The sequence below is a fragment of the Methanosarcina thermophila TM-1 genome (assembly GCF_000969885.1).
In the GTDB taxonomy this organism is placed as follows: Archaea; Halobacteriota; Methanosarcinia; order Methanosarcinales; family Methanosarcinaceae; genus Methanosarcina; species Methanosarcina thermophila.
The window spans coordinates 1065094-1089386 of the sequence record NZ_CP009501.1; the positions used below are offsets into that span (position 1 = coordinate 1065094).

The 24293-nt window shown below is 41.2% G+C and carries 22 protein-coding genes; 11 read left to right on the plus strand and 11 right to left on the minus strand.

Features of this window, described 5'->3' with window-relative positions; all coding sequences use genetic code 11:
* Positions 1–71: 71 nt before the first annotated feature.
* Entirely contained in the window at positions 72–353 is a 282-nt protein-coding gene (locus tag MSTHT_RS04500) for a MarR family transcriptional regulator (protein ID WP_048166744.1), read from the minus strand.
* Positions 354–594: 241 nt separating this feature from the next.
* Here MSTHT_RS04500 and MSTHT_RS04505 point away from each other — a divergent pair, with 241 nt between their 5' ends.
* Entirely contained in the window at positions 595–1104 is a 510-nt protein-coding gene (locus tag MSTHT_RS04505; protein WP_048168384.1) for a response regulator, read from the plus strand.
* 920 nt (positions 1105–2024) lie between these two features.
* Positions 2025–2903 carry a tetratricopeptide repeat protein gene (locus MSTHT_RS04510; protein ID WP_048166745.1) on the plus strand — a complete coding sequence of 293 codons (879 nt, stop codon included), beginning with the start codon at positions 2025–2027 and terminating at the stop codon, positions 2901–2903.
* A gap of 456 nt (positions 2904–3359) precedes the next feature.
* Here MSTHT_RS04510 and MSTHT_RS04515 read toward each other — a convergent pair whose 3' ends face one another.
* Positions 3360–4106, minus strand: a complete 747-nt coding sequence (locus MSTHT_RS04515; protein ID WP_048166746.1) for an HAD family hydrolase — start codon at positions 4104–4106, stop codon at positions 3360–3362.
* A 215-nt stretch (positions 4107–4321) separates the two neighbouring features.
* Here MSTHT_RS04515 and MSTHT_RS04520 point away from each other — a divergent pair, with 215 nt between their 5' ends.
* The gene (locus MSTHT_RS04520) at positions 4322–5512 is read left to right on the plus strand and encodes a tetratricopeptide repeat protein (RefSeq protein ID WP_048166747.1); all 1191 of its coding nucleotides are present in this window, start codon (positions 4322–4324) and stop codon (positions 5510–5512) included.
* A gap of 268 nt (positions 5513–5780) precedes the next feature.
* On the opposite strand, the gene MSTHT_RS04525 is transcribed toward MSTHT_RS04520, so the two are convergent.
* From MSTHT_RS04525 to MSTHT_RS04535, 3 genes are all read right to left on the minus strand, one after another.
* Positions 5781–6293 (minus strand): cupredoxin domain-containing protein, encoded by a 513-nt coding sequence (locus MSTHT_RS04525; RefSeq protein ID WP_048166748.1) that lies wholly within the window; start codon positions 6291–6293, stop codon positions 5781–5783.
* Between the two features lie 655 nt (positions 6294–6948).
* The gene (locus tag MSTHT_RS04530; RefSeq protein ID WP_048166749.1) at positions 6949–7344 is read right to left on the minus strand and encodes a hypothetical protein; all 396 of its coding nucleotides are present in this window, start codon (positions 7342–7344) and stop codon (positions 6949–6951) included.
* Between the two features lie 700 nt (positions 7345–8044).
* Positions 8045–8503, minus strand: a complete 459-nt coding sequence (locus tag MSTHT_RS04535) for a hypothetical protein (protein WP_048166750.1) — start codon at positions 8501–8503, stop codon at positions 8045–8047.
* A gap of 272 nt (positions 8504–8775) precedes the next feature.
* Between MSTHT_RS04535 and MSTHT_RS04540 the strand changes: the two genes are divergently transcribed.
* The 5 genes from MSTHT_RS04540 (at position 8776) to MSTHT_RS04560 (ending at position 16032) form a co-directional block, all read left to right on the plus strand.
* Entirely contained in the window at positions 8776–10140 is a 1365-nt protein-coding gene (locus MSTHT_RS04540; protein ID WP_048166751.1) for an NAD-dependent succinate-semialdehyde dehydrogenase, read from the plus strand.
* Positions 10141–10258: 118 nt separating this feature from the next.
* Entirely contained in the window at positions 10259–11893 is a 1635-nt protein-coding gene (locus MSTHT_RS04545) for an acetolactate synthase large subunit (RefSeq protein WP_048166752.1), read from the plus strand.
* A 92-nt stretch (positions 11894–11985) separates the two neighbouring features.
* Positions 11986–13791 (plus strand): FAD-binding protein, encoded by a 1806-nt coding sequence (locus MSTHT_RS04550; RefSeq protein ID WP_048166753.1) that lies wholly within the window; start codon positions 11986–11988, stop codon positions 13789–13791.
* On the plus strand, positions 13791–14567 hold the full coding sequence (locus MSTHT_RS04555) for a succinate dehydrogenase/fumarate reductase iron-sulfur subunit (protein WP_048166754.1): 777 nt from the start codon (positions 13791–13793) through the stop codon (positions 14565–14567). Before MSTHT_RS04550 ends, MSTHT_RS04555 begins: the two co-directional genes overlap by 1 nt.
* Positions 14568–14604: 37 nt before the next feature.
* Positions 14605–16032, plus strand: a complete 1428-nt coding sequence (locus MSTHT_RS04560; protein ID WP_148704582.1) for an aspartate ammonia-lyase — start codon at positions 14605–14607, stop codon at positions 16030–16032.
* Between the two features lie 186 nt (positions 16033–16218).
* Here MSTHT_RS04560 and eif1A (MSTHT_RS04565) read toward each other — a convergent pair whose 3' ends face one another.
* From eif1A (MSTHT_RS04565) to MSTHT_RS04585, 5 genes are all read right to left on the minus strand, one after another.
* Positions 16219–16548 (minus strand): translation initiation factor eIF-1A, encoded by a 330-nt coding sequence (gene eif1A, locus MSTHT_RS04565; RefSeq protein WP_048166755.1) that lies wholly within the window; start codon positions 16546–16548, stop codon positions 16219–16221.
* A 327-nt stretch (positions 16549–16875) separates the two neighbouring features.
* The gene (locus MSTHT_RS04570; RefSeq protein ID WP_048166756.1) at positions 16876–17082 is read right to left on the minus strand and encodes a CxxC-x17-CxxC domain-containing protein; all 207 of its coding nucleotides are present in this window, start codon (positions 17080–17082) and stop codon (positions 16876–16878) included.
* Positions 17083–17564: 482 nt separating this feature from the next.
* Complete coding sequence (locus MSTHT_RS04575) at positions 17565–17765, minus strand: CxxC-x17-CxxC domain-containing protein (RefSeq protein ID WP_048166757.1); 201 nt, start codon at positions 17763–17765, stop codon at positions 17565–17567.
* A gap of 355 nt (positions 17766–18120) precedes the next feature.
* Positions 18121–18444, minus strand: a complete 324-nt coding sequence (gene eif1A / locus MSTHT_RS04580) for a translation initiation factor eIF-1A (RefSeq protein ID WP_048166758.1) — start codon at positions 18442–18444, stop codon at positions 18121–18123.
* A gap of 429 nt (positions 18445–18873) precedes the next feature.
* Positions 18874–19092, minus strand: coding sequence for a CxxC-x17-CxxC domain-containing protein (locus tag MSTHT_RS04585; RefSeq protein WP_048166759.1), 219 nt, complete (start codon positions 19090–19092; stop codon positions 18874–18876).
* A gap of 342 nt (positions 19093–19434) precedes the next feature.
* On the opposite strand from MSTHT_RS04585, the gene MSTHT_RS04590 reads away from it, so the two are divergent.
* Positions 19435–19761, plus strand: a complete 327-nt coding sequence (locus MSTHT_RS04590) for a DMT family transporter (protein ID WP_048166760.1) — start codon at positions 19435–19437, stop codon at positions 19759–19761.
* A gap of 342 nt (positions 19762–20103) precedes the next feature.
* On the opposite strand, the gene MSTHT_RS14390 is transcribed toward MSTHT_RS04590, so the two are convergent.
* On the minus strand, positions 20104–20241 hold the full coding sequence (locus MSTHT_RS14390) for a hypothetical protein (protein ID WP_156149712.1): 138 nt from the start codon (positions 20239–20241) through the stop codon (positions 20104–20106).
* Positions 20242–21249: 1008 nt separating this feature from the next.
* Between MSTHT_RS14390 and MSTHT_RS04595 the strand changes: the two genes are divergently transcribed.
* On the plus strand, positions 21250–22581 hold the full coding sequence (locus MSTHT_RS04595) for a right-handed parallel beta-helix repeat-containing protein (protein ID WP_048168386.1): 1332 nt from the start codon (positions 21250–21252) through the stop codon (positions 22579–22581).
* Between the two features lie 144 nt (positions 22582–22725).
* Positions 22726–24192, plus strand: a complete 1467-nt coding sequence (locus MSTHT_RS04600) for a WD40 repeat domain-containing protein (protein WP_231588192.1) — start codon at positions 22726–22728, stop codon at positions 24190–24192.
* Positions 24193–24293 lie beyond the last annotated feature (101 nt).

Consider the following 24293-nt stretch of genomic DNA (forward strand, 5'->3'; position numbering starts at 1 on the left):
TTTAAAAAACGGAGCAGTAAACCTATTCTGCCCCCTTGTTTTCAATTTTTCGCACATAGCTTTTTTCGGGCTTATTTCAGTATCTGATTGATTTTATTATAGAAATCTATTATCAGGCGTGTTGCTTCGCTGTCCATGTTGAGCTGAAAAGTCCGGATTTGCTTTCCAAGTGGTTTTTCTATAACAATGCCTGATTCAATCAAGGGAGTAATAACCCTTGAGACACTGGAGTGAGACAGACCAGTTTCTTCAGCAATTCCCGAAAGGTAAGTTGATTCATTCTGGTGCTCGATCAAATTTTTGAGAACTGTCATTTGTGCAGTTTTTCCGAAGATTTTTTCCATTGGATCCATTGTTATCATCTCAGAGGTGGCTGTTCTCAGTAAGTAATTCTTATTTCCAATATTAACTTGCTATTTACCGTTATAAACTTATCTGCTTATTGGTTAAGCCGGCGATACATAAAAATTCTTCTAAATATTTGGGTAACTCTGCTTTCTTTAAACTGTATTAAGTTTGTATCAATATCAATTCCAAAAAAATTGGAAAATATTTAATACCTAAGAAAATGTATAATGTATGGTGATGGAGGGTATGAATAATAAAAATCTTGACCATGAGATTTTAAAATTGATTGAAGCGCATCCTGAAATAACTGAAAAGGATATAGCCTCGTCTCTTTCAGTCTCGGAAGAACTGGTAAAAACTCGCATTGAGAGTTTTAAAGATACAAGGCAAAAAATCCTGATTATGGGTGAAGGGAGCAGTACTCCAAATATTAAGACTGCGCTTGAAGCTGAAAACTATAATGTTGTCAAGTTTTCTGGTGGCTCTTCAGCACTTGAAGCCGTGAAAACTGAGAGACCCGACCTTGTATTGCTGGATACCGGACTTGCCGACATTGATAGCTTTAAAATATGCGAGCAACTTAGAAGCAGTTCAAATTACTGGTGGATCCCGGTAATGGTGCTCAGCGAGAGAGGTGGGGCGAAAAATTGGATTAAAGCTTTTGAATCAGGTGTAGATGACTATGTTACTGCGCCTTTCAACCCGGTGGAACTTAGAGCGAGAGTGGGAATGGTATTAAGGCGTGCTCAGGTTTAACTCGAAAGCCAGATAGCAGGAAAGAGCTCCTTCTTTCGCAAGGGCATTGCAAGCGGAAAACGGTTCTGAAAAGACCGATCTTTAGGGCATCCCATCGAAAAATTTTATCTTTTCAGGAATATCCGAAACATTCTAAGGCGTTTTTATTAATTCTTGTACCAAACGTTTTTATTAAATATCCTGTTAAAAATATATGTCACTTCTATAGTGGCTTCCTGAACTTAATTGGTTAATTTATGACATCTGCCACAATTCCCAGTATAATCATATCCAATATTTGTGTAAAGATCTTTGGAATACACTTTTAGAAGATTAAAAGCTGTGAAAGGAAGATTTCCCGTTCTAATTTGAAACTAAGGTCTCAAGTTCAGTCTCCTGAATTTAGAGAGATTCTCATATTCCCAATAGAAACGCTAATAATCAAACTGTTAAAATGCCGTGAGAGAAGGAAATTCCAACTTTTGTCAGAATTGAACTTGTCTTATTTTTCCGTTTTTATTTTATAGGTCTACTTTTTTCATGTCAGGGCAAAAACGTGGAGGAAATAGAAAAAAGTCGGAAAAATCTGAGACTAAAATCAATATATTTTATTAATTTTAATAATAATTTGAAAGAGCTCGATATAAAATTATTTAAGCCTATCTAATTCTTATCCATGACTTTTAAATTATATTTTTAAAATAATAAAACCTCAGAAATATTTCAAAATCCTTAAAAAATAGCAAAACATAGGTTATCATGCGCAACTGTAAATATGTCGTCAGGGCGTAAATCATGGTGTGAGGCGTGAATATCTCCTTATTTTTGATACGGAACTAAAGTACAAAATCGATTTAACGCTCTGAAGGCATATACTATTATTGCTGGAGTTTATGTGACAGATGTGGAAAAACGTAATCGAAAAAAGGTGTGGTTGAGTGATGACTTCGAATGAGTGGTACAATAAAGGCGTTGCACTCCATGAGCTTGGACGATTTCAGGAAGCTCTGGATGCATACAACAAAGCTCTGGAAGCAAGCCCTGACAATGCAAAAATCCTGCTTAACAAAGGGATGGTTCTGAGAAGTCTTTTCAGATATGAAGAGGCTCTCGATGCCCTTAACAGGTCCCTTGAGATCAATCCTGCGGATGCGAAAACCTGGTACACCAAAGCTGAACTGCTTATGGATCTGATGCAGTATAGAGAGGCTCTGGATGCTTACCATCGGGCTATATATCTCGCTCCTGAAGACCCTGAAGCCTGGTACAGGCGAGGAATGGCTCTGAGGGAAATGAAGGCATATGAAGAAGCTATGGATGATTTTGAGAAGGCTATCCGTCTTTATGAAAAGAAATGTGATATGAGTTCCATGAGTGCAAGCGAATGGTGCAAGAAAGGCATGGGGCTCTGCAAGATAAAGAGTTATGAAGAAGCTATTAATGCGTTTGACAAGGCACTTGAATTAAACCCTGCTAACGGAAAGGCTCTTTATAACAAAGGTTTAGCTCTCCGCTGGCTTGGAAAACATGAAGAAGCAAGACTTTATACAGAAAAGGCTGTGGAGGTTTTTGAGAGCAAGATAAAAGCAAATCCTGAAAATGCCCGGTTCTGGTATAATAAAGGAATTGCCCTGAGGGATCTGGAGAGATATAACGAGGCACTTCAGGCTTTTGAGAAGGCTATCGATATCAACCCAAGTTTTACAAAAGCCTGGATTGGTAAAGGTATTGTATACGACAGGATTAAGAAACACCAGAAAGCAATAGAAGCCTATGAGAGAGCAGTCGATATAAACCCAGTTTATTCCGATCTCCTTTGAGTAGCCCGACTTCAGGTTTTTACATAATGTCAAAGCCCAGAGCTAAAAAAAGCCGTTAGCCGAAAATCCTTTTCGGATTTCCAGACTGGCGGCTAAATGTTTACTTTTCTCTGAAATTATTCTATAGCTTGACGTACCTGACTTACAGATCTTGTGTTTAACTTCAACCTGCTCAAGTCTAGTTATAAAATACTAAAATAATTTGTTATTTAATAATAACCTTATTTGTTATTTTGTCAAGTAATAATAACACATCAATTAAGCCAGTCCAAAAGTATACTTTAATCTGTACTCTTTTATTGGATATCGAGCGTAAATGCACTCTCAGCACTGTCCCATTCACCGGTTTATGGATTACAGGTACATCTTGGAGACTTTGCATAGAGGTTCCCAGTGAATCCATAAGCCCAGGGTCTGCAATTCAATTAAAAATATTTTTGTGAATTTACATTAGCCTTATTTTTGTTTAGACTCCGGAATCTCAAGCAAATCCGAAAAGGTACTGAGTCTAAAATCAAAAAATTGATCCATTTCTTCTCCGGGCCTCCAATCTCCATAAGAGGCGTATGCAGTTCTTAATCCTAGTTTGCGGGCAGGCACAATATCCCTTTTAATGCTGTCTCCTACTACCAGAGTTTCATCAGGTTTTGTCCCGAGAGCCTCAAGTGCAAAAAGAAAATGCGCAGGATCTGGCTTTTTTGTTCCAGTCATATCTGCCGCCACGAGGAGATCGAAGTATTTCAGGAGCCCAACTCTTGTAAGCCTTGCCAGTGCATGACGTCTATCGGCATCTGTTATGATTGCAAGTTTTAAACCTAACTCCCTAAGCTTATCAAGAGTGTCCGTTACAGCTGGATAGAGTTCAAGATTTCTTAGTTTTTCCCTCTCATAAATCTCACAACACTCCCTGTAACCCTGAACCGTAAAAAGATTTCTTTCCTGCATGTAGTCACGAATGTTTTCGTAATCTTCAAAACCATAAATTCCCCTCAGAAAATACCTGAAAAGTTCCGAAGGTTCCCCGATAGTGTCTCCTTTTTCCTTCCCAAGATGTGAGATTATCTCCCTGCAGGCTCTGAGTTTTGCGGCTATGAAGTCAAAAAGGGTATTGTCCATATCAAAAAGAATGGCTTTCAGAGTCCCTCGATAAACCTCTTCTGTGTTCTTCTGAACTCTTTTTCTGTTCTTCTCATCTTCTTCCATTTTCTGCCTGCCTTTTTCTGAATTTTGAGTACATTGCTTTTATTTTTCCTTATTCACCTTTCCTGTACTTTTTCCAGAGTTTTTAGGGGAGAGGCTATAAAAGCCATAAAGGACAGATGTATAGATCATAAAGACAACAGATTTAAGTAAATACCTAACGCGGCACTTAAGAGTCCGCAGGATTTACTATAAAAGTCAGAACAGGATATTTTGATATGAACTCCGATGAACCAAATGACAAAGCCTTCACAAAAGAAGGCAGGAAAGAAAAATCTGAAGAAAAACCTGTTTCCGAAGACACGTATATTCTCAATGATACGGGGGATGTGGGGAAGCAGGAAGTTACCGACGAGATCCTTGCAGCCGAACTTAACGAATGCGGACTTGACTTTCTCAGGCTTGGGAAATTTAATGAGGCAATTGTATCTTTTGACAAGGCAATTAGCATAGATCCGAATAACATATACCTTTTAAACAATAAGGCTGCAGTCCTTGAGACCCTTGGAAGATATGAAGAAGCCATTGAGCTTTATAAAAAAGCTATAAAGATCAATCCTGAGGATCCTGATCTCTGGAACAATATAGCTTTTTCCTTTTCCCAGGCTGGAGAGTACAAAGAAGCTATCGAAGCCTATGAAAAAGCTCTTGAGATAAGACCTGACTATCCCAACGCGTGGTATGGAAAAGCCCTGAACCTGAGCCAGGTTGGAGAATACGAGGCGGCTATCGAAGCCTATGAAAAGGTACTTGAGGAAGATCCCGATTATAAAGAAGCCTGGGTAGGAAAAGGAATAGCTCTCGGGCAAATGGGCAACTATGATGAGGCAATTATCGCTTACGACAGGGCATTAGAAATTGATCCTGATTTCCTTGAAGCCTGGTACTATAAAGGTGTGGATCTGGACAGTCTTGGAAGTTACAGGCAGGCACTCAAAGCATATAAAAAATCTGTGGAACTTGATCCTGAGAACGATGATGCCTGGAATAATATGGGAATAGACCTCGAGAATCTCGAAGAATATGATGAAGCAATTAAAGCTTTTGACAAAGCAATTGAAATTAACGCTGAAAATGCCGATGTCTGGTACAACAAAGGTTTTACCCTGAGCCAGATGCAGAGATTTGAAGAAGCCGTAGAGACATACAGGAAAGCAATAGAGCTTGACCCTGAGTATTTCGAAGCTTATTCCAGTCTGGGTTTCGTGCTCGTCCAGCTCAAGCGTTTTGAGGAAGCTCTGGAGATTTATGAGAAGGCGCTCCAGCTTAATCCTGAGGCTGCAGACTCCTGGTTTGGGAAGGCTGTCTGCCTGAGCTTCCTCGGACGGGAAGAAGAGGCTGAAGAAGCATACATAAAAGCTGTAGAAATCGATCCCAGATATGCTGAGGTAGGAGGAGACACACAGTAACCGAACTTTCAAATCAAAGAGCCTGTTCTTATCCAGGACTCTTTTTCATTTGCTCTCTATCTTTTATTTTTTCTCGGATATAGCGGTCTGAAAGAAAGGACGGTCTGAAGGAAAGGATTTAGCATAAAAATAAAAAAATTCTATCGTAGGAAAAAATTGTATACAATATGCCGTCTTGTGGAGGCAGGAAAAAGGAGAAGGCATACGATTCAGATAATTGAGACAATCTTTATCTTTGTTTTTATTCCTTCTCCTTAAATCAAAGTCTTCACTCCGCTTCTTCCTGAACTACCACAGTTCCTCTCATATCTGGATGGATCGAGCAGTAATAATCGTAGCTGCCTGCATTGGTAAACAGGAACTCGTATGAATCTCCCTGGTTCAGAACCTCAGATCTAAAATTGGTCCCTGTACCTACCACGGTATGAGAAGCTGTGTCAAGATTAGTCCATTTTACGGTGTCACCTGTGGAGATATTGACTGTAGCTGGGTTAAAGGCGTTATCTTCTATTGCTACTTCTACAGTCTCGCCGTCACCTATCGGAAGCCCAGACGTTTCTCCCTCTACCGGGGCCGCCGGTTCTTCTGCTGGAGCAGCAGGTGTTTCAGCTGGTGTTATCCGTTCTTCGCTTGCTCCGCCTTCACCTGCTTCCGGTGTTCTTTCTCCTTCCTCAGCCGGAGTTACTCCTTCCTCGATCCCACCTTCTTCACCAGTGTCAGCACATCCTATTGCGAAGAATATGCTGAGTAAAATTATAAAAACTGCAAGTTCTCTTCTCATTCTTTTCCCCCCAAAATAAGGTGGTTTATAATTAATATTCTGATTTTATAATAGTTCCTACCAGATTCTAAACATAGTTTCTTCCAAAATTAAGCTGGCATTATTGTGCTTTAAAGAATGAGACTGAAATAGACCCTCGAATTCCTCATTTTTAATTCATCTTTTTCTCTTATTCAGAGGTAAAATACTTTAAATGTATAAAATAGGTACTTTAAAATGGGTTTAAGGTGTACACAGTATCTTTCATACGGTTAAAGGTATATACAGTGACTTTAACACAAAAAACACTGCCGTCAGTAAAAAGCGATTCAATGGGTTAAGAGCATTTATTTATTTTTGAAGAAGTAGAAAATATTTAAAAGCTCTTTCTTCTAAGCTAAACTCTCAGGCAACCCTGATATATCTTCTAGAGAGGACGCGGGTATGGATATTTAATCCAGTACTTCTATTCAATTACTTTTCTTCCTGCTGCATCTGGAGTGCAACAGCTAAGCTGGTAATATTTAAAGTTTCTGTTAGAACTGTACTTAAATAGTTTTGCATTAGGGGCAATGCATTATGGGCAGGTTCCTGAGCACGGCTGATTATCATAATAATTCAGCCTTGCTAACAGTTGCTGGATTGCCTGCCCATACTGGTATTAATTTAAGTTTATTCAGCTACCGCCTGTGCGGGGAGTTACTCTGATTACTCCACCATTCTCGTCTGCAGTGCCCGTAACGTTTCTGGCTGGAGTCTCTTCTTCAGTTACATTCTCCATTTCAGTTTCAGCTGGGGTGCCTTCTTCAGCCGGAGTTACTGCTACAACTGGAGTTTCTGCTACAACTGGAGTCTCTGCCACTACTTCTTCAACCGGAGTTACAACTTCAACTTCAGTTACAGCCTCAACCTCAGTTACAACCTGCGCTGGAGTCCCTTCTTCAGCTGGAGTTACACCCTCCACTTCTTCAGCTGGAGTTCCTGCTTCCGGAGCCTCTCCCTCTTCACCAGCGCATCCAATTGCGAGGAAAACGCCTAACAATACTATCAACATGATAAGTGCTTTTCTCATACCTTCCCTCCACTTAATCCGTGCGTTTTATAAAATGCTTTATAATAGATATTGAGGTTTTATAATAATTACTGCTAGATTCTGAACATTATTCCTTTTAAGATTCTAATTAGACTCTAAATTTGACTCGCAGGCTTCATAGAGAAATCGTGTTCGATTAACCAATACATTCCTTTTTAAATTATATTTATTTTAAATAGTTACTAAAAATATGTTTATAGAGGGAGTTAGATCTCTATTAGAACCTAAAAAATCCTGGTTCATTAGAAAGAAAAAGAATTAAAAAATAAACTAATAAATATATTCAAATGCTGACCATTAAAAATACCTGGCAGTTGATCATCACTTCAGTTAACCATCATTTTATTGTTATGTCAACCCTAAACTTAATACATTTTACCGGAAAAGAAATTATTTGGCTAACTGTATTTCTTTCCCGGTAAACTGTGATTTCATTGTTTTATCTGACTCTCACCTGCTTTTTTGATTAAACCCAGAAATCTGCTATTAATTGCAAATTTAGAGCAGAAATACAAAGTACAATAAAAAATCTGAGTTTTAGGTGATTGTTTTTACAGATCAGCTTTATCCAGAATTTTTATTCACTTTAGACATACCAGCAGGATCAGACTCTTACCAGTAGGGGCGGACTCTTACCGGTAAAACCGAACTCGTCTGCTTACAATCCTTCTGGATAAATTTATTCACCTTTGCTGGGAGTTACTCTGATTACTCTACCTCCAGTCTGATTTTCAGCGGCGGTCTCTTCCTCCTCAGCTATTTGCTCTTCTTCCTGTGCACCTCCTTCTGGTGTTACATCCTCCACTGCTTCAGCTGGAGTTACATCTTCTACTGCTTCAGCTGGAGTGCCTTCTTCAACTGTAGCTCCTTCTTCAGCCGGAGTTACTGCCACAACTGGAGTTTCTGCTACAACTGGAGTTTCTGCCACTACTTCTTCAACCGGAGTTACAACCTCAACTTCAGTTACAGCCTCAACCTCAGTTACAGCCTGTGCTGGAGTCCCTTCTTCAGCTGGAGTTACATCCTCCACTTCTTCAGCTGGAGTTCCTGCTTCCGGAGCCTCTCCCTCCTCACCAGCGCATCCAATTGCGAGGAAAACGCCTAACAATACTATCAACATGATAAGTGCTTTTCTCATATATTTTCCCCCACATAGTTGTGTGTTTATAACAGATGATCTGTAATAGATGTTGAGGTTTTATAATGATTACTGCTAGATTCTGAACATAATTTCTGCTCAAATCAAGAAATCCGGTTATTTAAGGAGATTTCTCTCTATCGGAGCTTCTATGCAGCATCATTCCGAATAAATTTAAACTGAAAGCTTTATTTTCTCGCCAATTTCTTTAAGTTATAATATTTGGAATTCTAATATTGTAATGCTTTTAAATGACTTTTCGGGGGGAAGTCATGAAGATCAAATCCATTAATCCTTATACAGAAGAGGTAAACTGGGTATATGACTCGTTTTCTTTCGCAGAGTGCGAGGCTAAAATTGGAAAATCCAGGGCTGCTTTTTCCGGATGGAGTTCATTGCCTGTGGAGGAAAGGGCAAAGCATTTCACACGGGTCTCCAGTGTCCTTCGGCAAAATACTGAGATCTATGCCGAAATTATTACTAAGGAGATGGGAAAACCTATCAGGCAGTCAAGGGGCGAGATTGAAAAATGCGCCTGGCTTTGCGATTATTACGCAGAAAATGCAGCAGAATTTCTGAAAGACGAGATTGTGGATACGGGAGCTGAGAAAAGTTATGTAACTTTTGAGCCACTCGGGGTAATTTTTGGGATAATGCCCTGGAATTTTCCATTCTGGCAGGTCTTCAGGTTTGCAGTGCCCGCAATATGTGCAGGAAATGTATGCGTTATCAAACATGCATCAAATGTGCCAAGGTCGGCAATGGAGATTGAGAAAGTTTTTATTGAAGCCGGGTTTCCGGAAAACGTTTTTAGTTCCCTGTTAATTGACGCGAAGACTGCAAGGGAAATTATTGAAAAAGAAATGGTAGATGGAGTTTCGCTTACCGGCAGCGTAGGTGCAGGCTCGGAGATAGGGGAACTTGCCGGAAAACTGATCAAGCCTGTTGTGCTGGAACTGGGAGGTTCAGATCCTTTTATAGTACTTGAGGATGCTGACATCGAGAGGGCTGCGCAGGTAGCTGTAGAATCTCGATTTCTTAATACCGGACAGAGCTGTATTGCTGCCAAGCGCTTTATTGTTATTGAAGACGTTGTGGTTGACTTCATCGAGGCATTTGAGCTTGAAATGCAGGAACTGAAGATCGGGAATCCTATGGATGAGGAGACCGATATAGGACCGATTGCGAAGAAAGAATTTCTCGATAGTCTTGAGAAGGTTTTGAAAGACGCGAAAAAGAAAGGTGCAGAACCTCACATCTATGGAGAAGAGCAGAGTAAGGGTTTCTTCTTTAGACCGACCCTTATCCCTGCAGCAAGTACAGATATGAAGGTCTGCAATGTCGAGGTTTTCGGGCCCATTGCCCCTGTTATCACGGCAAAGGACGAGGATGAAGCCGTAAAAATTGCAAACTCAACAGAATTCGGGCTTGGAGCCGAGATCTGGTCAAGAGACCTTGAAAGAGCCCAGAGGCTGGCAAAAAGAATAAAATCCGGATTTGTAGCAATTAATGGAATGGTCAAATCCGACCCGAGGCTGCCTTTTGGTGGGGTAAAGAAGTCTGGAGTCGGGAGAGAACTTTCCCATTATGGGCTCAAAGAATTTGTGAATATAAAAACAGTTGTTGTCAACAGGTAAAATATCTGAACTGCAAACTTAATTTAAGCTTAAATAGCTTAGTCAGAACTTAATAAGCAAACATGAGTTAGTTATACCCAGTTCGGATAAAAGCCAGATAACTTATTTGAGGTTTTTCATGAAGGCTTCAGATCTTTTCGTTGCCCAGCTTAAGGAGGAAGGTGTAGAATATATCTTCGGGCTGCCAGGCGAAGAAAATCTTGACCTGCTTGAATCCCTTAGGACTTCCGGAATCAAACTTATAGTAACAAGGCATGAACAGGCTGCAGCATTTATGGCTGCAACATATGGGAGGCTGACAGGTAAACCAGGAGTTTGTTTTTCAACGCTTGGTCCAGGGGCTACCAATCTTGTCACAGGTGTTGCCCAGGCACAGCTTATAGGAGCCCCTCTTATTTCCATATCCGGTCAGAAGGCTCTGATCGATAACTGGCAAGCTCGCTTCCAGCTTGTAAATGTTGTCAGGATGATGGAACCTCTCTGCAAAAACGCTGTGTCCATTACAGATCCCGGAATGATTCCCACAGTTATTCGCAACGCCTTCAAACATGCGGAAGCTGAAAGACCAGGAGCTGTACATATCGAGCTTCCTGAAGACGTGGCTGGAGCAGAAACTGAAGCTGTGGTGCAGAAGCGAAGCGAGATTAAAATCCCTCACCCTGATCCCGAAGCTGTAAAAAAAGCCGCAGCCATGATCTGTGAGGCTAAAAATCCGCTGATCATAGTTTCTTCAGGTGCAAACAGGAAAGCGGTCAGTGAAGAGCTCGAGGACTTTGTCCAGCGGACAGGCATCTACCTTGTGCATACCCAGATGGGAAAAGGTGTCGTTCCAGATGACTGCCCTCAGAGTCTCTTTGCCACCGGAATTCATGCCCGAGACTATGTTAACTGCGGAATTGACATAGCTGACCTTATTATTACTATTGGGTACGATATAGTTGAATATCCTCCCTATCTGTGGAACAGGGCACTGGACAAGCAGATTATAAATATTGATTTTGTGGAGTCCGTACCTGACAGGTATTTTAACCCGACTGTAGAAATAATCGGGGATATCGCCTTTTCAATCCGAGAACTTGCCGCATGTATACCGGGAAGACGAGAATTTCCGGTTTTTGAGCAAACTAAAAGTTTCATTGAAGAGAAGATAAACACTGTCGCCAGGAAGAGTTATCCTCCTCTCCCACAGGCGGTAGTCCAGAGTGTCAGGAAGGTGCTCGGGAGAAAAGACATAATCACGCTTGACAACGGGATTTATAAACTCTGGTTTGCTCGCCTTTATAAGACATATGCCCCAAATACCGTGCTCCTTGACAATGCGCTTGCAACTATGGGCGCAGGGCTTCCGTCAGGAATTGCCGCAAAACTTCTTAATCCAGAGCGCCGGGTACTTGCAATCTGTGGGGATGGAGGGTTTATGATGAACTGCCAGGAACTTGAGACTGCAGTCCGATATGGAATCCCTGTTGTCGTCCTTATCCTTAATGACAATGGTTTTGGATTCATTAAATGGAAACAGAAAAAATTGAATTTTACGGATTATGGGCTAGATTATGGAAATCCTGATTTCCCTAGCTTTGCTAGGAGCTTTGGAGCTGAGGGATTCAAGGTTAGGGAAGATGATGACCTTGAAGAGGTTCTCGAGCGAGCTTTTGCCCTTAATAAGGTGGCAGTTATCGAATGTCCTATTGATTATTCTGTAAACTATGAGACTTTCTCGATAGAACTGGGAAAGCTCACATGTAAGTTCTGATCTGAAAATAAAAATTTTGGCTGCAAATAGGGTTTGCGGATTAAATCCATGCAAGCCCCAGATTTTAGAATTAAGCCCTGAGGGGGGGACTAATGGAAGGCAAAGAAAATGAGGCTGGATATCCTGTACACTCACATGATGTAGTTATAGTCGGTGCCGGAATTACAGGGCTTAGGGCGGCGATTGAAACCGTAGATCAGGGGCTCAATACAGCCGTTATTTCTAAGGTGCATCCTCTCCGCTCCCACTCCGTAGCAGCCCAGGGAGGGATAAATGCAGCTTTAGGAAATGCCGTAGCCAGTGATTCCTGGGAAGCACATGCCTTTGATACAGTAAGGGGGTCGGATTATCTGGCTGACCAGGATGCCGTGGAAATCCTGTGTAAAAACGCACCTGAAGCAGTGATAGAGCTTGAGCATTTCGGAACTGTTTTTTCCAGGCTTCCTGACGGCAGGATTGCTCAGAGACCCTTTGGAGGAGGTATGTTCCCAAGAACCTGCTACGCTGCAGATCGGACAGGGCATAATATTCTGCATTCACTCTATGAACAACTTGTTGGCAGGCAGAGAAAAGAAAGTGAAAACTGTGAAAACCGGAAGCCGAGCAAACTTAGCTTTTACGAAGAATTTTTTGTAACCTCCCTTGTAAAGTCAGGAGAAAGCCTGTCTGAGAAAGGCTCGAAGAAAGAAGAAAGATGTGTAGGCTGTACTGCTCTGAATATCGCTGATGGGAACTTGCATGGTTTTACCTGCCATTCTCTTTTACTTGCAACCGGCGGTTTTGGGCGACTTTTTGACCGTTCCACAAACGCCCTGATTAATACAGGGGACGGTGCATCCCTGGCGCTTCGGGCAGGTGTGCCTTTAAAGGACATGGAATTCGTGCAGTTCCATCCAACTACCCTTTACGGCACAAACATCCTGATCACAGAAGGTGCAAGAGGAGAAGGTGGGTATCTCCTGAATAACAGGAATGAGCGTTTTATGGAGAGATATGCCCCTGCCTCCATGGAGCTTGCCCCAAGAGATATTGTTGCGAGAGCCATCCAGCAGGAAATTGAAGAAAGCAGGGGATTTGAGGGCGGTTACGTCCTCCTTGACCTGAGGCACCTGAAAGAGGAGAGAATTACAGAACGCCTGCCCGGGATAAGGCTCATCTGTCTGAACTTTGCAGGCATTGATCCTGTTAAATCTCCAATCCCGGTACAGCCAGGTCAGCATTATTCAATGGGAGGAATTTCGGTAGGCAACTCCCTGGAAACCGAACTCCCAGGGCTGTATGCGGCAGGAGAATGCGCCTGCATAAGCGTGCATGGGGCAAATCGGCTAGGAGGCAATTCTCTGCTTGAAACTGTGGTTTTCGGCAAGCTTGCAGGGCAGGAGATAGGAAAAGCTTTCCTGGCTTCTGGATATGATAGAAAGGAGGCTAAAAAGGCTGTCCTTGAGAGCCTGCATAGGGAAAACGAGCGTATAAAAACCCTGCTCGCCAGAAAATCCGGAGTAAAAATGCACAGCCTCAGGGATGAACTGAGAAAAACAATGTTTGAATATTTCGGAGTTTTTCGGGAAGGGAAAAAGATGGAAAAAGGTTTGGAAAAACTCCTCCAGCTTAAAAACCGCTTTAGCGATGTTTATATTAATAATAAATCCAGAGAATTTAATTATGCACTTATCTATGCTCTCGAACTTGAGGGATTGTTTGATATTGGAGAAGCCGTTGCAAGAGGAGCTATTGCCAGGAAGGAAAGCAGGGGTTCCCATTCAAGGGTTGATTACCCGCAGAGGGACGACAATAACTTCCTTCATCACACTCTGTACAGGCTAAAAAAAGGAAACCCTGTGCTTGAATCCCTACCTGTAAGGATCAGGAAGTTTCCTGTTAAGGAGCGTGTATATTGATGAAATTGAAGGTATTTCGATTTGACAGGAAAGATGGGAAGTCCCGTTATGATACTTTTGAAATCGAGCCCTCTGCAGGAATGACAGTCCTTTCCGCGTTATTCAAAATCCAGGAAGAATTTGATGATTCCCTTGCTTTCCGCTACTCCTGCAGAGGCGCGGTTTGCGGAAGCTGTGCAATGCTGATTAATAAAATACCTTCGCTTGCCTGTCAGACCCGGATAGAATCCCTGCTTAAAGGTGAAAGAAGAGTAAAGTTGCGCCCCTTTCCTGGAATGGAAGAGAATATTTCCTGGGATCCCGAAAATGAGGTACTTGTAGAGCCCCTTCCTTCTCTGCCGAAAATTAAAGACCTTATAGTGGATATGGATAAGTTTTTCGAATTTTACAGAGCAATCGAGCCGACTTTAAAACCGGCTCCAAAACCGCCCGAGAAGGAGCATCTCATGCAGCCTGATCCTGTAAAAGAGCTTGAGAAATACACAAACTGCATACTCTGTGCAGCCTGCGTGAGTGCCTGCCCTGTCTCGGGAAAGGAAAAAGATTTTCTAGGTCCTGCAGCTCTTGCAAAACTGTACAGGTTCTATATAGATCCCCGCGAAGCGAATAATGAATTGCGGCTCATGCTCGCCAACAGCAAATCAGGCTGGTGGGGTTGTGAATTCCATGCCAACTGCAGGGCTGTCTGCCCAAAAGGTGTTCCACCTATTGAGGGCATCGGAAAAGCCAGGAGGCAAATCAAAAAATCTGGGATGGAACCTGTACAAAAATTCTGAGATTCTCAAAGGAGATCTTCTGGGGTGATCTATTACTTTGAATAGTCGGATTGAGAAAGATTCTCTTGGGGAAATGGAAGTTCCAGCTGATGCTTATTATGGCATTCAGACCCAGCGTGCTATCTGTAATTTCCCTGTAAGCGGGCACAGGGCGAGCCCGGAGTTTATCAGGGCATATATTCTTGTAAAAAAGGCAGCAGCACTTACCAATCTGGAGCTTGGAGTGCTTGACAGGGTGAGAGGAGATGCCATTGTAGCTGCAGCCGATGAAGTGCTTTCCGGGCTTTCAGGAAAGTATTCAGACCAGTTTCCTGTGGATATCTTCCAAGCAGGGGCAGGCACTTCTTTTAATATGAACGTTAACGAGGTACTTGCAAACCGGGCTCTGGAAATCCTGGGCCGGAACCGGGGAGATTACAGCTTCCTGAGCCCTAACGACCATGTAAATATGTCTCAATCAACCAATGATACCTTTCCGACCGCCTCAAGCATAGCTGTAATTTTTGCGGCTGACAGGCTTATTGATGTGCTTGCCTCTCTTGCGGAAGCTTTTCAGGCAAAAGCACTGGAATTCTCGAGAATCCCTAAATCTGGCCGGACACACCTTATGGACGCCTTGCCTGTGACTCTTGGCGATGAATTCGGAGCTTATGCGGCTGCGCTGCTGAGGGCTTCAGGCAGGATAAAAGAGCGAAGAAATGATCTGCTTGAACTTCCTTTAGGAGGGACTGCAACCGGGACAGGGGCTAATACCGATCCGAAATATCGCGAGCTTGTAATTTCGAAACTTTCCGAGCTCTGTAAATTACCTTTTCGAAAGGCAAGCAATAGTTTTGAAGCCCTGCAGAGCCGTTCCCAGCTTGCTGCTTTTTCAGGAGCCCTTCGGGAATTAGCACTTGAACTTATAAGAATAGCCAATGATTTGAGGCTCCTTAACGCCGGTCCAACTTCTGGAATTTCTGAAATTGAGCTTCCTGCTGTGCAGCCTGGCTCGTCCATGATGCCGGGAAAATACAACCCTGTAATGGCTGAATGCCTGGATATGATAGGGTTCCAGATTGTAGGCAATGACACTGCAGTGGCTTTTGCAACTCAGGCTGGGCAGCTCGAGCTCAATGTTATGACCCCTGTTATAACCTCCAATATTCTTATGTCAGTTTCCCTTCTCACAAACTATCTGCCGATTTTTCAGACTCGCTGCGTGGAAGGGATAAAAGCGAATGAAGATAGGTGCAGAGCCTACCTTGAGTTGAATCCTACCCTTGTAACCTTCCTTGCCCCAAAGTTAGGGTATCTTAATGCTGCCGAGATTGCAAAAGAGGTGCTGGATAAGAGAATACCTGTAAAGGAAGTCCTGGTAATGAGGGGGTTTTTGAGCAAAGAGGAAGCCGATGAACTACTTAAAATTGAAAACCTGCTACAATTCCCTGGCTCAGAAAAAAGTAAAACGAGCTTGAAAGAGTAAAACGAGATTAGAAAGTAAATGAGATTAAGAGCATTAAGTTAGATTAAAAGCTTTTAAATGAAATTGAGAGTATAAAATTAGATCAAAAGCTTCTTTTATTAGTTTTCAAAACCATGGGTTAACTGCGGTTAATTAAGCGTAGGCTAAGACAATCTGTGTAAAATGAATGAAGGTTTTAAGGCATCCTCAGTTAAGATACCCTTTTCTTTCAAGCCATTCGACCTGAGGCCTTGTATATTTCCAGGTAACATCGGCTTTGGAATCCTGAATTTCCCAGGGGTTCGCTATTACTATATCACCTTCGCGTATCCACATTCTCTTTTTTTTGGACCCAGGAATCCGGCCCATTCGGACGACTCCGTCCATACATTGTAATGTGACCCTTTTTGAACCAAGTAAACCTGATACAGTTGCAAGAACCTCGTTTCTGTCCTTACGGGGAGTACGTACCCTTGTTACTTCCGGGGCATCTCCTGTACCTACAGGCTTATTTGATCCTGCATTTCTCTTTTTCATAATGCTTCTATAATTAGCCAAATTATTCCTCCGATTTTTGTCTCTTATTCGATAGTTTTAATCTCGGATAGTTTTTTCTTGCTTTTACCCTTAATTCGCCTGTTTTTACTTCTTTCCGGATATCTTTACAGGTCTTCACCGTCTAATGCTGTTAACTTTCTCAGAAAGACCTGTAGAACGATTGTTTCCTGGTCCCCAAAAACCCCTGAACAAAAGGTAAAAAGCAAAGCGACTCAAGACAAATAATGAAAATGAATTGAGCATTAATCCTAGCTAAGCCATAAAGCTGGCTAAATCTTTAAAATTAATACCCAACGCAGATCGTTTTTAGAATTTCCTGTGGTTAGGCAGGCAGTCTCTACAGTAAACCGGTCTTCCTTCGGTCGGTTTGAATGGAACTTCAGTCTCAATACCGCAGTCAGAACAGGTAACTCTGGTCATTTCCCTGGGGCTGCTGTTGCCGCCTCTGAATCCTCCGTGGTTTCTGTCTCTGTTGCCACCACGGTAAGAATTTCCTCTGTCATTAAAACCCATTTTCGTTTCACCTCCGTTATAAACGGATAACAATAAGGCAAAAATAAGATTGTATAAAATTTATTGATTAAAAACAAAAATGGAGTTTTTAATAACAGATTATACGTCTCTTTATTTTCAACCACCTCTACATAGTTATTTGATTATATAAATCTTTCTATCAATCATCTTAGAAATCTGCACACTTAATGGAAATTATAAAATCGATCTTGTTGATAGATCTAGAATTTACCTATAAATTTAGAGATTTTATATCTGTTCAGATAGATTATAAAAGAGATTAAATTCCGTAGTTGAATATGAAAAGGAGATTGATGACTCAATAAGAAGAAAAGACTATGAACTTTCAATAAAACATTCTATCCGGTATAATCAATACTATCCGATATGATCATTATAAAAGAAGGGAGTCCGTTTGACCTGCCCAAGCTAACGAAACGGACATAATCTGTTATTAAAATTTTTTGAACAAACCTGGCACGTTAATACCTGTTTTCTCTGGGTTTCCTGTGGTTAGGAAGGCATTCTCTACAGTAGACTGGTCTGTCAGGGTCAGGTCTGAATGGTACCTGAGTTTCAGAGCCACAATCCGAACAGGTTGCGTTGTGCATTTCCCTTAGACCTCCGAACCCTCCGCGGTTGCTGTCCCTTCCCCTGAAGGGATTTCTGTTATTAAAAACCATTTTATTTTCACCTCCGCTTACAGCGGATAGTCATTTGTTTAAAAATAAGACTGTATATTGCTCTTTGATTAAAAACAGGAACTAGTTTTTAATAACAGAATATACATTTCTTTATTTTTAATACTCTTAATATGCAATCAAATTATATAAATCTTACCTATAAAAAGCATACTCATGCAGAAAAGTGCTTTTGCTTCAGAAAATTATAGTAAGTTAATGGAATAACCTCAGAAATTACAGGGAAGTGTTTGAAGAAGAAACATGGGAAGGAGAGAAGGGTTTAACCGAGAGCTGGTTAAAACCGGAGTGATGGGGGAATACAGTTTTATCGAGTTTACTGCATTATTTCGGGTGCTCACTTGAGGTATCCTTTTCTTTCAAGCCATTCGACCTGATGCTTTGTGTATTTCCAGATTACATCGGCTTTGGAATCCTGAATATCCCAGGGGGTGACGATTACTACATCTCCCTCGTGGATCCACATTTTCTTGTTCTTGGATCCTGGAATCCGCCCCATCCGGACTACACCGTCCATACACTGCAATTTCACCCTTTTTGAACCTAAAAGGCTTCCTACGGTTGCCAGGACTTCGTGGTTTTCTTTGCGCGGAGTGCGTACCCTTGTTACTTCCTGCGTGGAGGGTGTAGCGCCCCCAGCCCCTGCTTTTCTTTTTCTTATATTGCTTCTATAATTCGCCAGATTAACTCCTCTTTGATTATCAGTTTGGTTTATTTTATTATGATTTGCTACTTTCTTGTCAACTTATCAAACATTCTATACTAAGCGATGCTTCAGGTACTTTAACGTGAGGGTTCATAAACGGATAGGAATTAAAGAACCTCTAAAAACCTGAATCTTTGAAAGCTCCTGAACCTCAAGAATTTCCACATATCAAAGATATTTAAAGATCCTTCACTGTTCCCCAGCCCAGAGATCCCATCAAACGGTTCTATTATCCCATGAATAAGTAAATTAAAGCATTAATAAAAGTTCGGGATTATAAGATCCCTAGCCTGCTATAAGGTAAAAACTTAGAACAAAAAGAAAGCAGGTGTTGATAATTTTAAAATCAGCACTCACCTTAATTTTAATTTAAAAGCTTTTAAATTAGAATTTCCTATGATTAGACAGGCAATCTCTACAGTAAACTGGTCTTCCTTCAGCCGGCTTGAATGGAACCTGGGTCTCTACACCACAGTCAGAACAAACTGCAGGATACATTTCCCTAGGACCGTTGTTGCTGCCTCTGAAAGCTCCGCGGTTGTCTCTGTTTCCCCGGCTGCTGTCTCTTCCCCTGAAAGAGCTCCCTCTGTTATTAAAACTCATTTTCGTTTCACCTCCGCTTACAGCGGATACAGTCTAAGTTGCCATAAAAATAAGATCTATACATTCTTTTATTAAAAACAAAATGAGTTTTTAATAACAGAGTATATGACTCTTTATTTTTACTGCGATTATGTCCGTGGCTTTTATACTATATAAATGTATCTGAAAAATATCTCTATTACAATAATAAAAACCTGATAACGAAAGAAAGCTTTTCGAGTCATCAATCGTGGTTTTTAACTGAAGAAAGCAAATAAGAGTAGATTTAGAAGGGGAAATAATATTAAATAAAAAATAAATGAAAGAGAAGATAAAAATAAAGAGACGAAAAATAATTAATTAATGAACTCTCATTATCTGCTCTTACTGGCAATTTTATTTGAAGTCTGCGGAACTACATGCATGAAACTTTCCCAGGGATTCTCAAAAATTCTTCCTTCTATACTAATTTTTGTTTTTTATGCGGTGAGCTTTTTCCTATTTACCCTGGCCCTTAAGGGTATGGATGTAAGCATTGCATATGCAGTATGGGCAGGATTAGGTACAGCTCTGATTACTATTATCGGGATTTTATGGTTCAGGGAACCTGTCAATTCTGTGAAAATGATTTCTCTTTTCATTGTCGTGGTAGGGTTAATTGGGCTTAACCTCAGCGACAGAATAACCTGAAAAAACCTGAGCAACCCTGAAACAATAGTCTCAAATATGAAGTCTACCAGCAAACAGATAGTTCTTTCTTGAAAATATTTATATCCTGAGATAAGGACTAGATAAGGACTAAAAATAAGAAAGATATTTCAGGCAGCCCCTGAAATCCGCCCTATCAGGAACTGTCTGAAAGGCTCTTCGCGTAAGGATTTAATCCTAATACATACGGTAGCCGACACCGTCTTGCTACCGATGTAGTTAGGTTCTCATCCCACAGCTGAAATTGCAGGTCTGCCTGCATGCCTGAATCCCTACAGAGAAATGTGGCTATTTCTGCTGCATTCACAACCTTCCTGAAACTTATCAGTCACAGGACAGGTTGCCTGTATGGGACTCATAAGCGGCCTCTGCTGCAATTGCACCGGAAGGGATCAGAGTGTGTGTGACGATATTACAAGAGAGCAGAGGTCGCATTTTCCGTTCGAACTCCCTAAAGTTCATTTTTTTCAGTTTTTCCAGTGTTTATCCATTTTTTGAATTTTCTTTCTTATTTTTAAGATCTTTATTTTTTTCAATTCTAAAGATCTTTAAGCTCCCATTTTGTTACATCCCAACTTTTGACTTTATTTCTCGGGAGGCAAGTTGGGACTAATTCTAAAATTGTAAAATTAAAATATAAGTATACTTTCTTCAACAGTCCAGTAATTTCTCTGGTTGAAGGCTTTTAAAGCTTGATAATACTTTATCTCCCTTTATGAAAGATGAGAAAAATTCAGAATTGTAAAATATTACAGATCAACTCACATATAATTAAATTAGGAGTTGAAAGCCTAAAATAAGAATTTCAATTATTTAATATTCTTATTATTCTCGGTTACATCTGTTAATATTTCTGAAAAAACAAAAAATCCCAGAAATTTTTTTCTATAGCTTCCATTATGGTATACAATCCGAAAATTTCATAACAGGCATGGGATAAGCTCCAGATACCAATTTAGATCTGGAGAAACAGTTAAAGTCGGGCACATCTCTTTCTCTATCTTTCTTCTCTGAAACTCGGGGATGATCAGGAGATTTCGGCGCATTTACGGTTACCCTACTTGCTTAGGCTATTTTTGCAAAAAACTCAGGGACGATCAGGAAATACAGTTACCTTACCCTTGCTTGAGCTATTTTTGCAAGAGCACATACCTGTGCTACCGAAGGAAATGTATTCGCGGCAAATGCCTACCTTGCTTATTCCACAAACTCGCCCATAGTCCCACTAAGGCGGCGCTTTATTGCAAGTTAGCTCTCTATTTTCGGTTTTATTTTATGTTGTATATTGTAAAAAAATGTAAAAGGTAATTAATAGACGTTATAAAATTAATTGGACAGTTAATATATAAATTATTAATTTAATCTGTATATTAACAAATTATGGTCATTATAACAATGAGTATCGGTTCAAACTTATCTTGTCTTGAACCGGAGGGTTAATGTAATTCTGGAGGGTAAGTTTTGAAAATCATGCTTATCGGAGACTGCCGTAACCGGCAGAGGTTCAGTGCCGCATTTTTTGTCATCTTATTTCTATTCTCATCATATGTAGGAAGTGCAGAGGTTATTTATGTAGAACCCGGAAACTCAATCCAAGCTGCAGTAAATAATTCTACATCCGGGGATATTGTAATTGTGAAAGCAGGAGAGTATCAGGAGAACGTGCTTGTCAATGTATCTGGAATAAAGATCAGTTCGGAATCTAATAGCTCTGGAGCTGTGCTTATAAAAGCCAGGGACGGAAATTCAAGCGTATTCCGGGTTAAAGCTGATAACGTGACTATCAGTGGTTTCAATATAACTGGAACAGGGGAAATTACTGCCGCTCCTGAGGCTTCAAATTCCATAAATACCTCTGACCACGGCAATAATTCCAGTAATCTCAGCGATACAGGAGAAAATCCGGTTACAGATCAGGCTCCTGATTCCGAATCGAATGCGTCTGTCTATTTATGGGATGAGATAAGCTGCCCTCCGGCAGGGATCTGTCTTGAGCAGGTAAATAACTGCACAATCGAGAATAATACATTTTTCGAAAATCAGTACGGAGTTTACCTCCAGAACTCCAGAAACTGTACACTCCTGAAAAACACTTTTCTCCGAAACGGCATCTGGCTCGATGAGGGATGTGGGAAGAACTTGCTGCTAAATAATACCATTGAGGGGAGTAATCTCATTATTGGAGCCCATTGCTGGGACAATATAATGTTCCAGAATCGTGTCTTGAATGGCAATGGGATAAGCATTGCCTGCTGCGGTGGAAACAATCTAGTCTCATGGAATGAAATCGTAAACTGCAGTACCGGCATCGATATTTATGACGTTCAGGCAAGAACTGTGCTTCGTGACAATCTGATTACAGGTTGCAGGGAAGGAATTTATTTGACCTTCGTCTTCGATTCCAGAATATATAACAACACGATTTCAAATGGCAGCACAGGCATCCTTCTAAAAGAAGACTGCCACGACAACGAGCTGTCTGACAACAAAATAACAGCAAATAATGAATCTGGCATCTACCTGCTGGATCACAGTGCAAATAACCGAATTTACAATAATTGTTTCAATAATAGCATAAATGTGAAAACAGAAAATGCTGAAGGAAATATCTGGAATACTACGCAGTCTGTTGGGACAAATATAATTGGGGGACCAAACCTGGGAGGAAATTTCTGGGCAAATCCGAATGGTTCGGGTTTTAGCCAGAAATGTACGGACCTAGATAAGGATGGAATCTGTGATTCCCCTTATGAGGTTAATGGCAGTGAATTTGATCACCTGCCACTTTGTTCTGTCTCTTAAAGGATATTGAATATAACTTAATCTGTTCTGGCTTTTCGATTAGCCAGGACTAGATTCCTTTTTCCACTGTAAACTCTGGGAAAAAATTCATTTGGGTTAAACTCCTTCATTATAATTATTATGAGACAGTTGGCGGGAATATGGTTGTTTATAGCACTGGGTTTGTCCTTCGGCCTGTTTGCAGATTTGGGAGCTGCGGACCCAGTTATCCCGAATAATGGGAACGTAAATCTTTCGGAACTCAGGGCTTTTAATCTGCTCTGTAAGTGTGAAACCGGACACATAGTTAATGCGGTTTCTCTCTCTTCCGGGGGGAATTTTCTTGCAACAGGGGGCTTTGATCATAATGTTTCTCTTTTCAATTCTGAGGGAAAAAAACTCTGGAGCTATACTACAGGAGATGTTGTTTATACAGTATCGATTTCTTCGGATGGGACCCGTGTAGCTGCAGGTAGCAACGATAATAAGGTATACTGTTTTGCACGGAATGGTAATCTGCTCTGGGATTATGAAACCGGGGGCAGTCTGAATAGTGTGGCGGTCTCTTACGACGGTTCCTATGTGGCAGCAGGCAGTGAGGACGGCAAGCTATACTTCTTTAGCAGGGAAGGCAAGCTTTTATGGAATTTCGATTCAAGAGATCCCATCCGAAGTGTAGCTATCTCAAGAGATGGTTCCTATGTTGCAGCCGGGGGTTACAATAAGTATATTTACCTTTTTGACAGCAAAGGAAAAAAAATCTGGGAAAGGAAGACAGGCAGTGTAATCAATAGCGTATGCATGACTCCACAAGCTCACTATGTGGCTGCTGGTGGATCCAATTATAATGTGTATCTTCTTTCCCAGAAAGGGGAGTTTTCCTGGATGCATAATCCTGCTTACTGGATCAGCAGCGTTTCACTAACAAGCAACGGCTCACACCTGGCAGCCGGAAGTTTTGACGATAGAGTCTATCTATTTAACAATACAGGCACAAAACTCTGGGACTATAAGGCAAAGGACGATATTTACAGCGTTGCAATTTCCCCAGATGCGTCATTTATTGCAGCCGGAAGCTGGGATGATACGCTTTACGTCCTCGATATGGAGGGAAAAGAATTCTGGAACACCAGTTGTGGAGGAAATATTAACTGCGTGTCTATTTCTCTTGACAGCTCAACTCTTGCCGCGGCAAGTGACGACGGATCAGCGTACCTTTTTGAGCGAAACTCCACGGTTTTTGCACGGCTCTTTGGAGATAGTTTCCTTTACAGTAAAGAGATCAGAGAATCCGACCTTGATAAGGAAGGGGAAACCGGAATACCGCTAAATGAGGGTACTGCAACGACTGAAGGTATTGAAAACGTAGTTGAGATTGCATCGGCTTCTTCAGGTGAAAACTCGGCTGATATAAATAATAAAGCCGATTTGGGCACAGAGAATTACGGCTTTTTGGGGGACTCCTCAGAGCTTTCCGGACTGCTTAATTTCTTTAAGTTTCCTATAGTTCTTTTACTGGCAGTCATGATAGTAGCCATCTTCCTGAAAAACAAAACCTTCAAACGAGCCCAAGAGGAGGACCCTGACGACTTTGAAAACCTTGATGATGAAAAACACATTCCTGAAAATTAAGAAGAAAATCCGAAAATCTGAAATTTACAGAACTGAAGGTATTGAAGGTATAAATCTCCAGTTCTGAAAATTTCCTTTCTATAAATCTTAATCCGTAAATC

Bases quoted from the DNA above. Each gene is read 5' to 3' on its own strand.
- MSTHT_RS04500 (WP_048166744.1), bottom strand. From the start codon at position 353: ATGGATCCAATGGAAAAAATCTTCGGAAAAACTGCACAAATGACAGTT.
- MSTHT_RS04505 (WP_048168384.1), top strand. From the start codon at position 595: ATGAATAATAAAAATCTTGACCATGAGATTTTAAAATTGATTGAAGCG.
- MSTHT_RS04510 (WP_048166745.1), top strand. From the start codon at position 2,025: ATGACTTCGAATGAGTGGTACAATAAAGGCGTTGCACTCCATGAGCTT.
- MSTHT_RS04515 (WP_048166746.1), bottom strand. From the start codon at position 4,106: ATGGAAGAAGATGAGAAGAACAGAAAAAGAGTTCAGAAGAACACAGAA.
- MSTHT_RS04520 (WP_048166747.1), top strand. From the start codon at position 4,322: ATGAACTCCGATGAACCAAATGACAAAGCCTTCACAAAAGAAGGCAGG.
- MSTHT_RS04525 (WP_048166748.1), bottom strand. From the start codon at position 6,293: ATGAGAAGAGAACTTGCAGTTTTTATAATTTTACTCAGCATATTCTTC.
- MSTHT_RS04530 (WP_048166749.1), bottom strand. From the start codon at position 7,344: ATGAGAAAAGCACTTATCATGTTGATAGTATTGTTAGGCGTTTTCCTC.
- MSTHT_RS04535 (WP_048166750.1), bottom strand. From the start codon at position 8,503: ATGAGAAAAGCACTTATCATGTTGATAGTATTGTTAGGCGTTTTCCTC.
- MSTHT_RS04540 (WP_048166751.1), top strand. From the start codon at position 8,776: ATGAAGATCAAATCCATTAATCCTTATACAGAAGAGGTAAACTGGGTA.
- MSTHT_RS04545 (WP_048166752.1), top strand. From the start codon at position 10,259: ATGAAGGCTTCAGATCTTTTCGTTGCCCAGCTTAAGGAGGAAGGTGTA.
- MSTHT_RS04550 (WP_048166753.1), top strand. From the start codon at position 11,986: ATGGAAGGCAAAGAAAATGAGGCTGGATATCCTGTACACTCACATGAT.
- MSTHT_RS04555 (WP_048166754.1), top strand. From the start codon at position 13,791: ATGAAATTGAAGGTATTTCGATTTGACAGGAAAGATGGGAAGTCCCGT.
- eif1A (WP_048166755.1), bottom strand. From the start codon at position 16,548: ATGAAAAAGAGAAATGCAGGATCAAATAAGCCTGTAGGTACAGGAGAT.
- MSTHT_RS04570 (WP_048166756.1), bottom strand. From the start codon at position 17,082: ATGGGTTTTAATGACAGAGGAAATTCTTACCGTGGTGGCAACAGAGAC.
- MSTHT_RS04575 (WP_048166757.1), bottom strand. From the start codon at position 17,765: ATGGTTTTTAATAACAGAAATCCCTTCAGGGGAAGGGACAGCAACCGC.
- MSTHT_RS04585 (WP_048166759.1), bottom strand. From the start codon at position 19,092: ATGAGTTTTAATAACAGAGGGAGCTCTTTCAGGGGAAGAGACAGCAGC.
- MSTHT_RS04590 (WP_048166760.1), top strand. From the start codon at position 19,435: ATGAACTCTCATTATCTGCTCTTACTGGCAATTTTATTTGAAGTCTGC.
- MSTHT_RS14390 (WP_156149712.1), bottom strand. From the start codon at position 20,241: ATGAACTTTAGGGAGTTCGAACGGAAAATGCGACCTCTGCTCTCTTGT.
- MSTHT_RS04595 (WP_048168386.1), top strand. From the start codon at position 21,250: ATGCTTATCGGAGACTGCCGTAACCGGCAGAGGTTCAGTGCCGCATTT.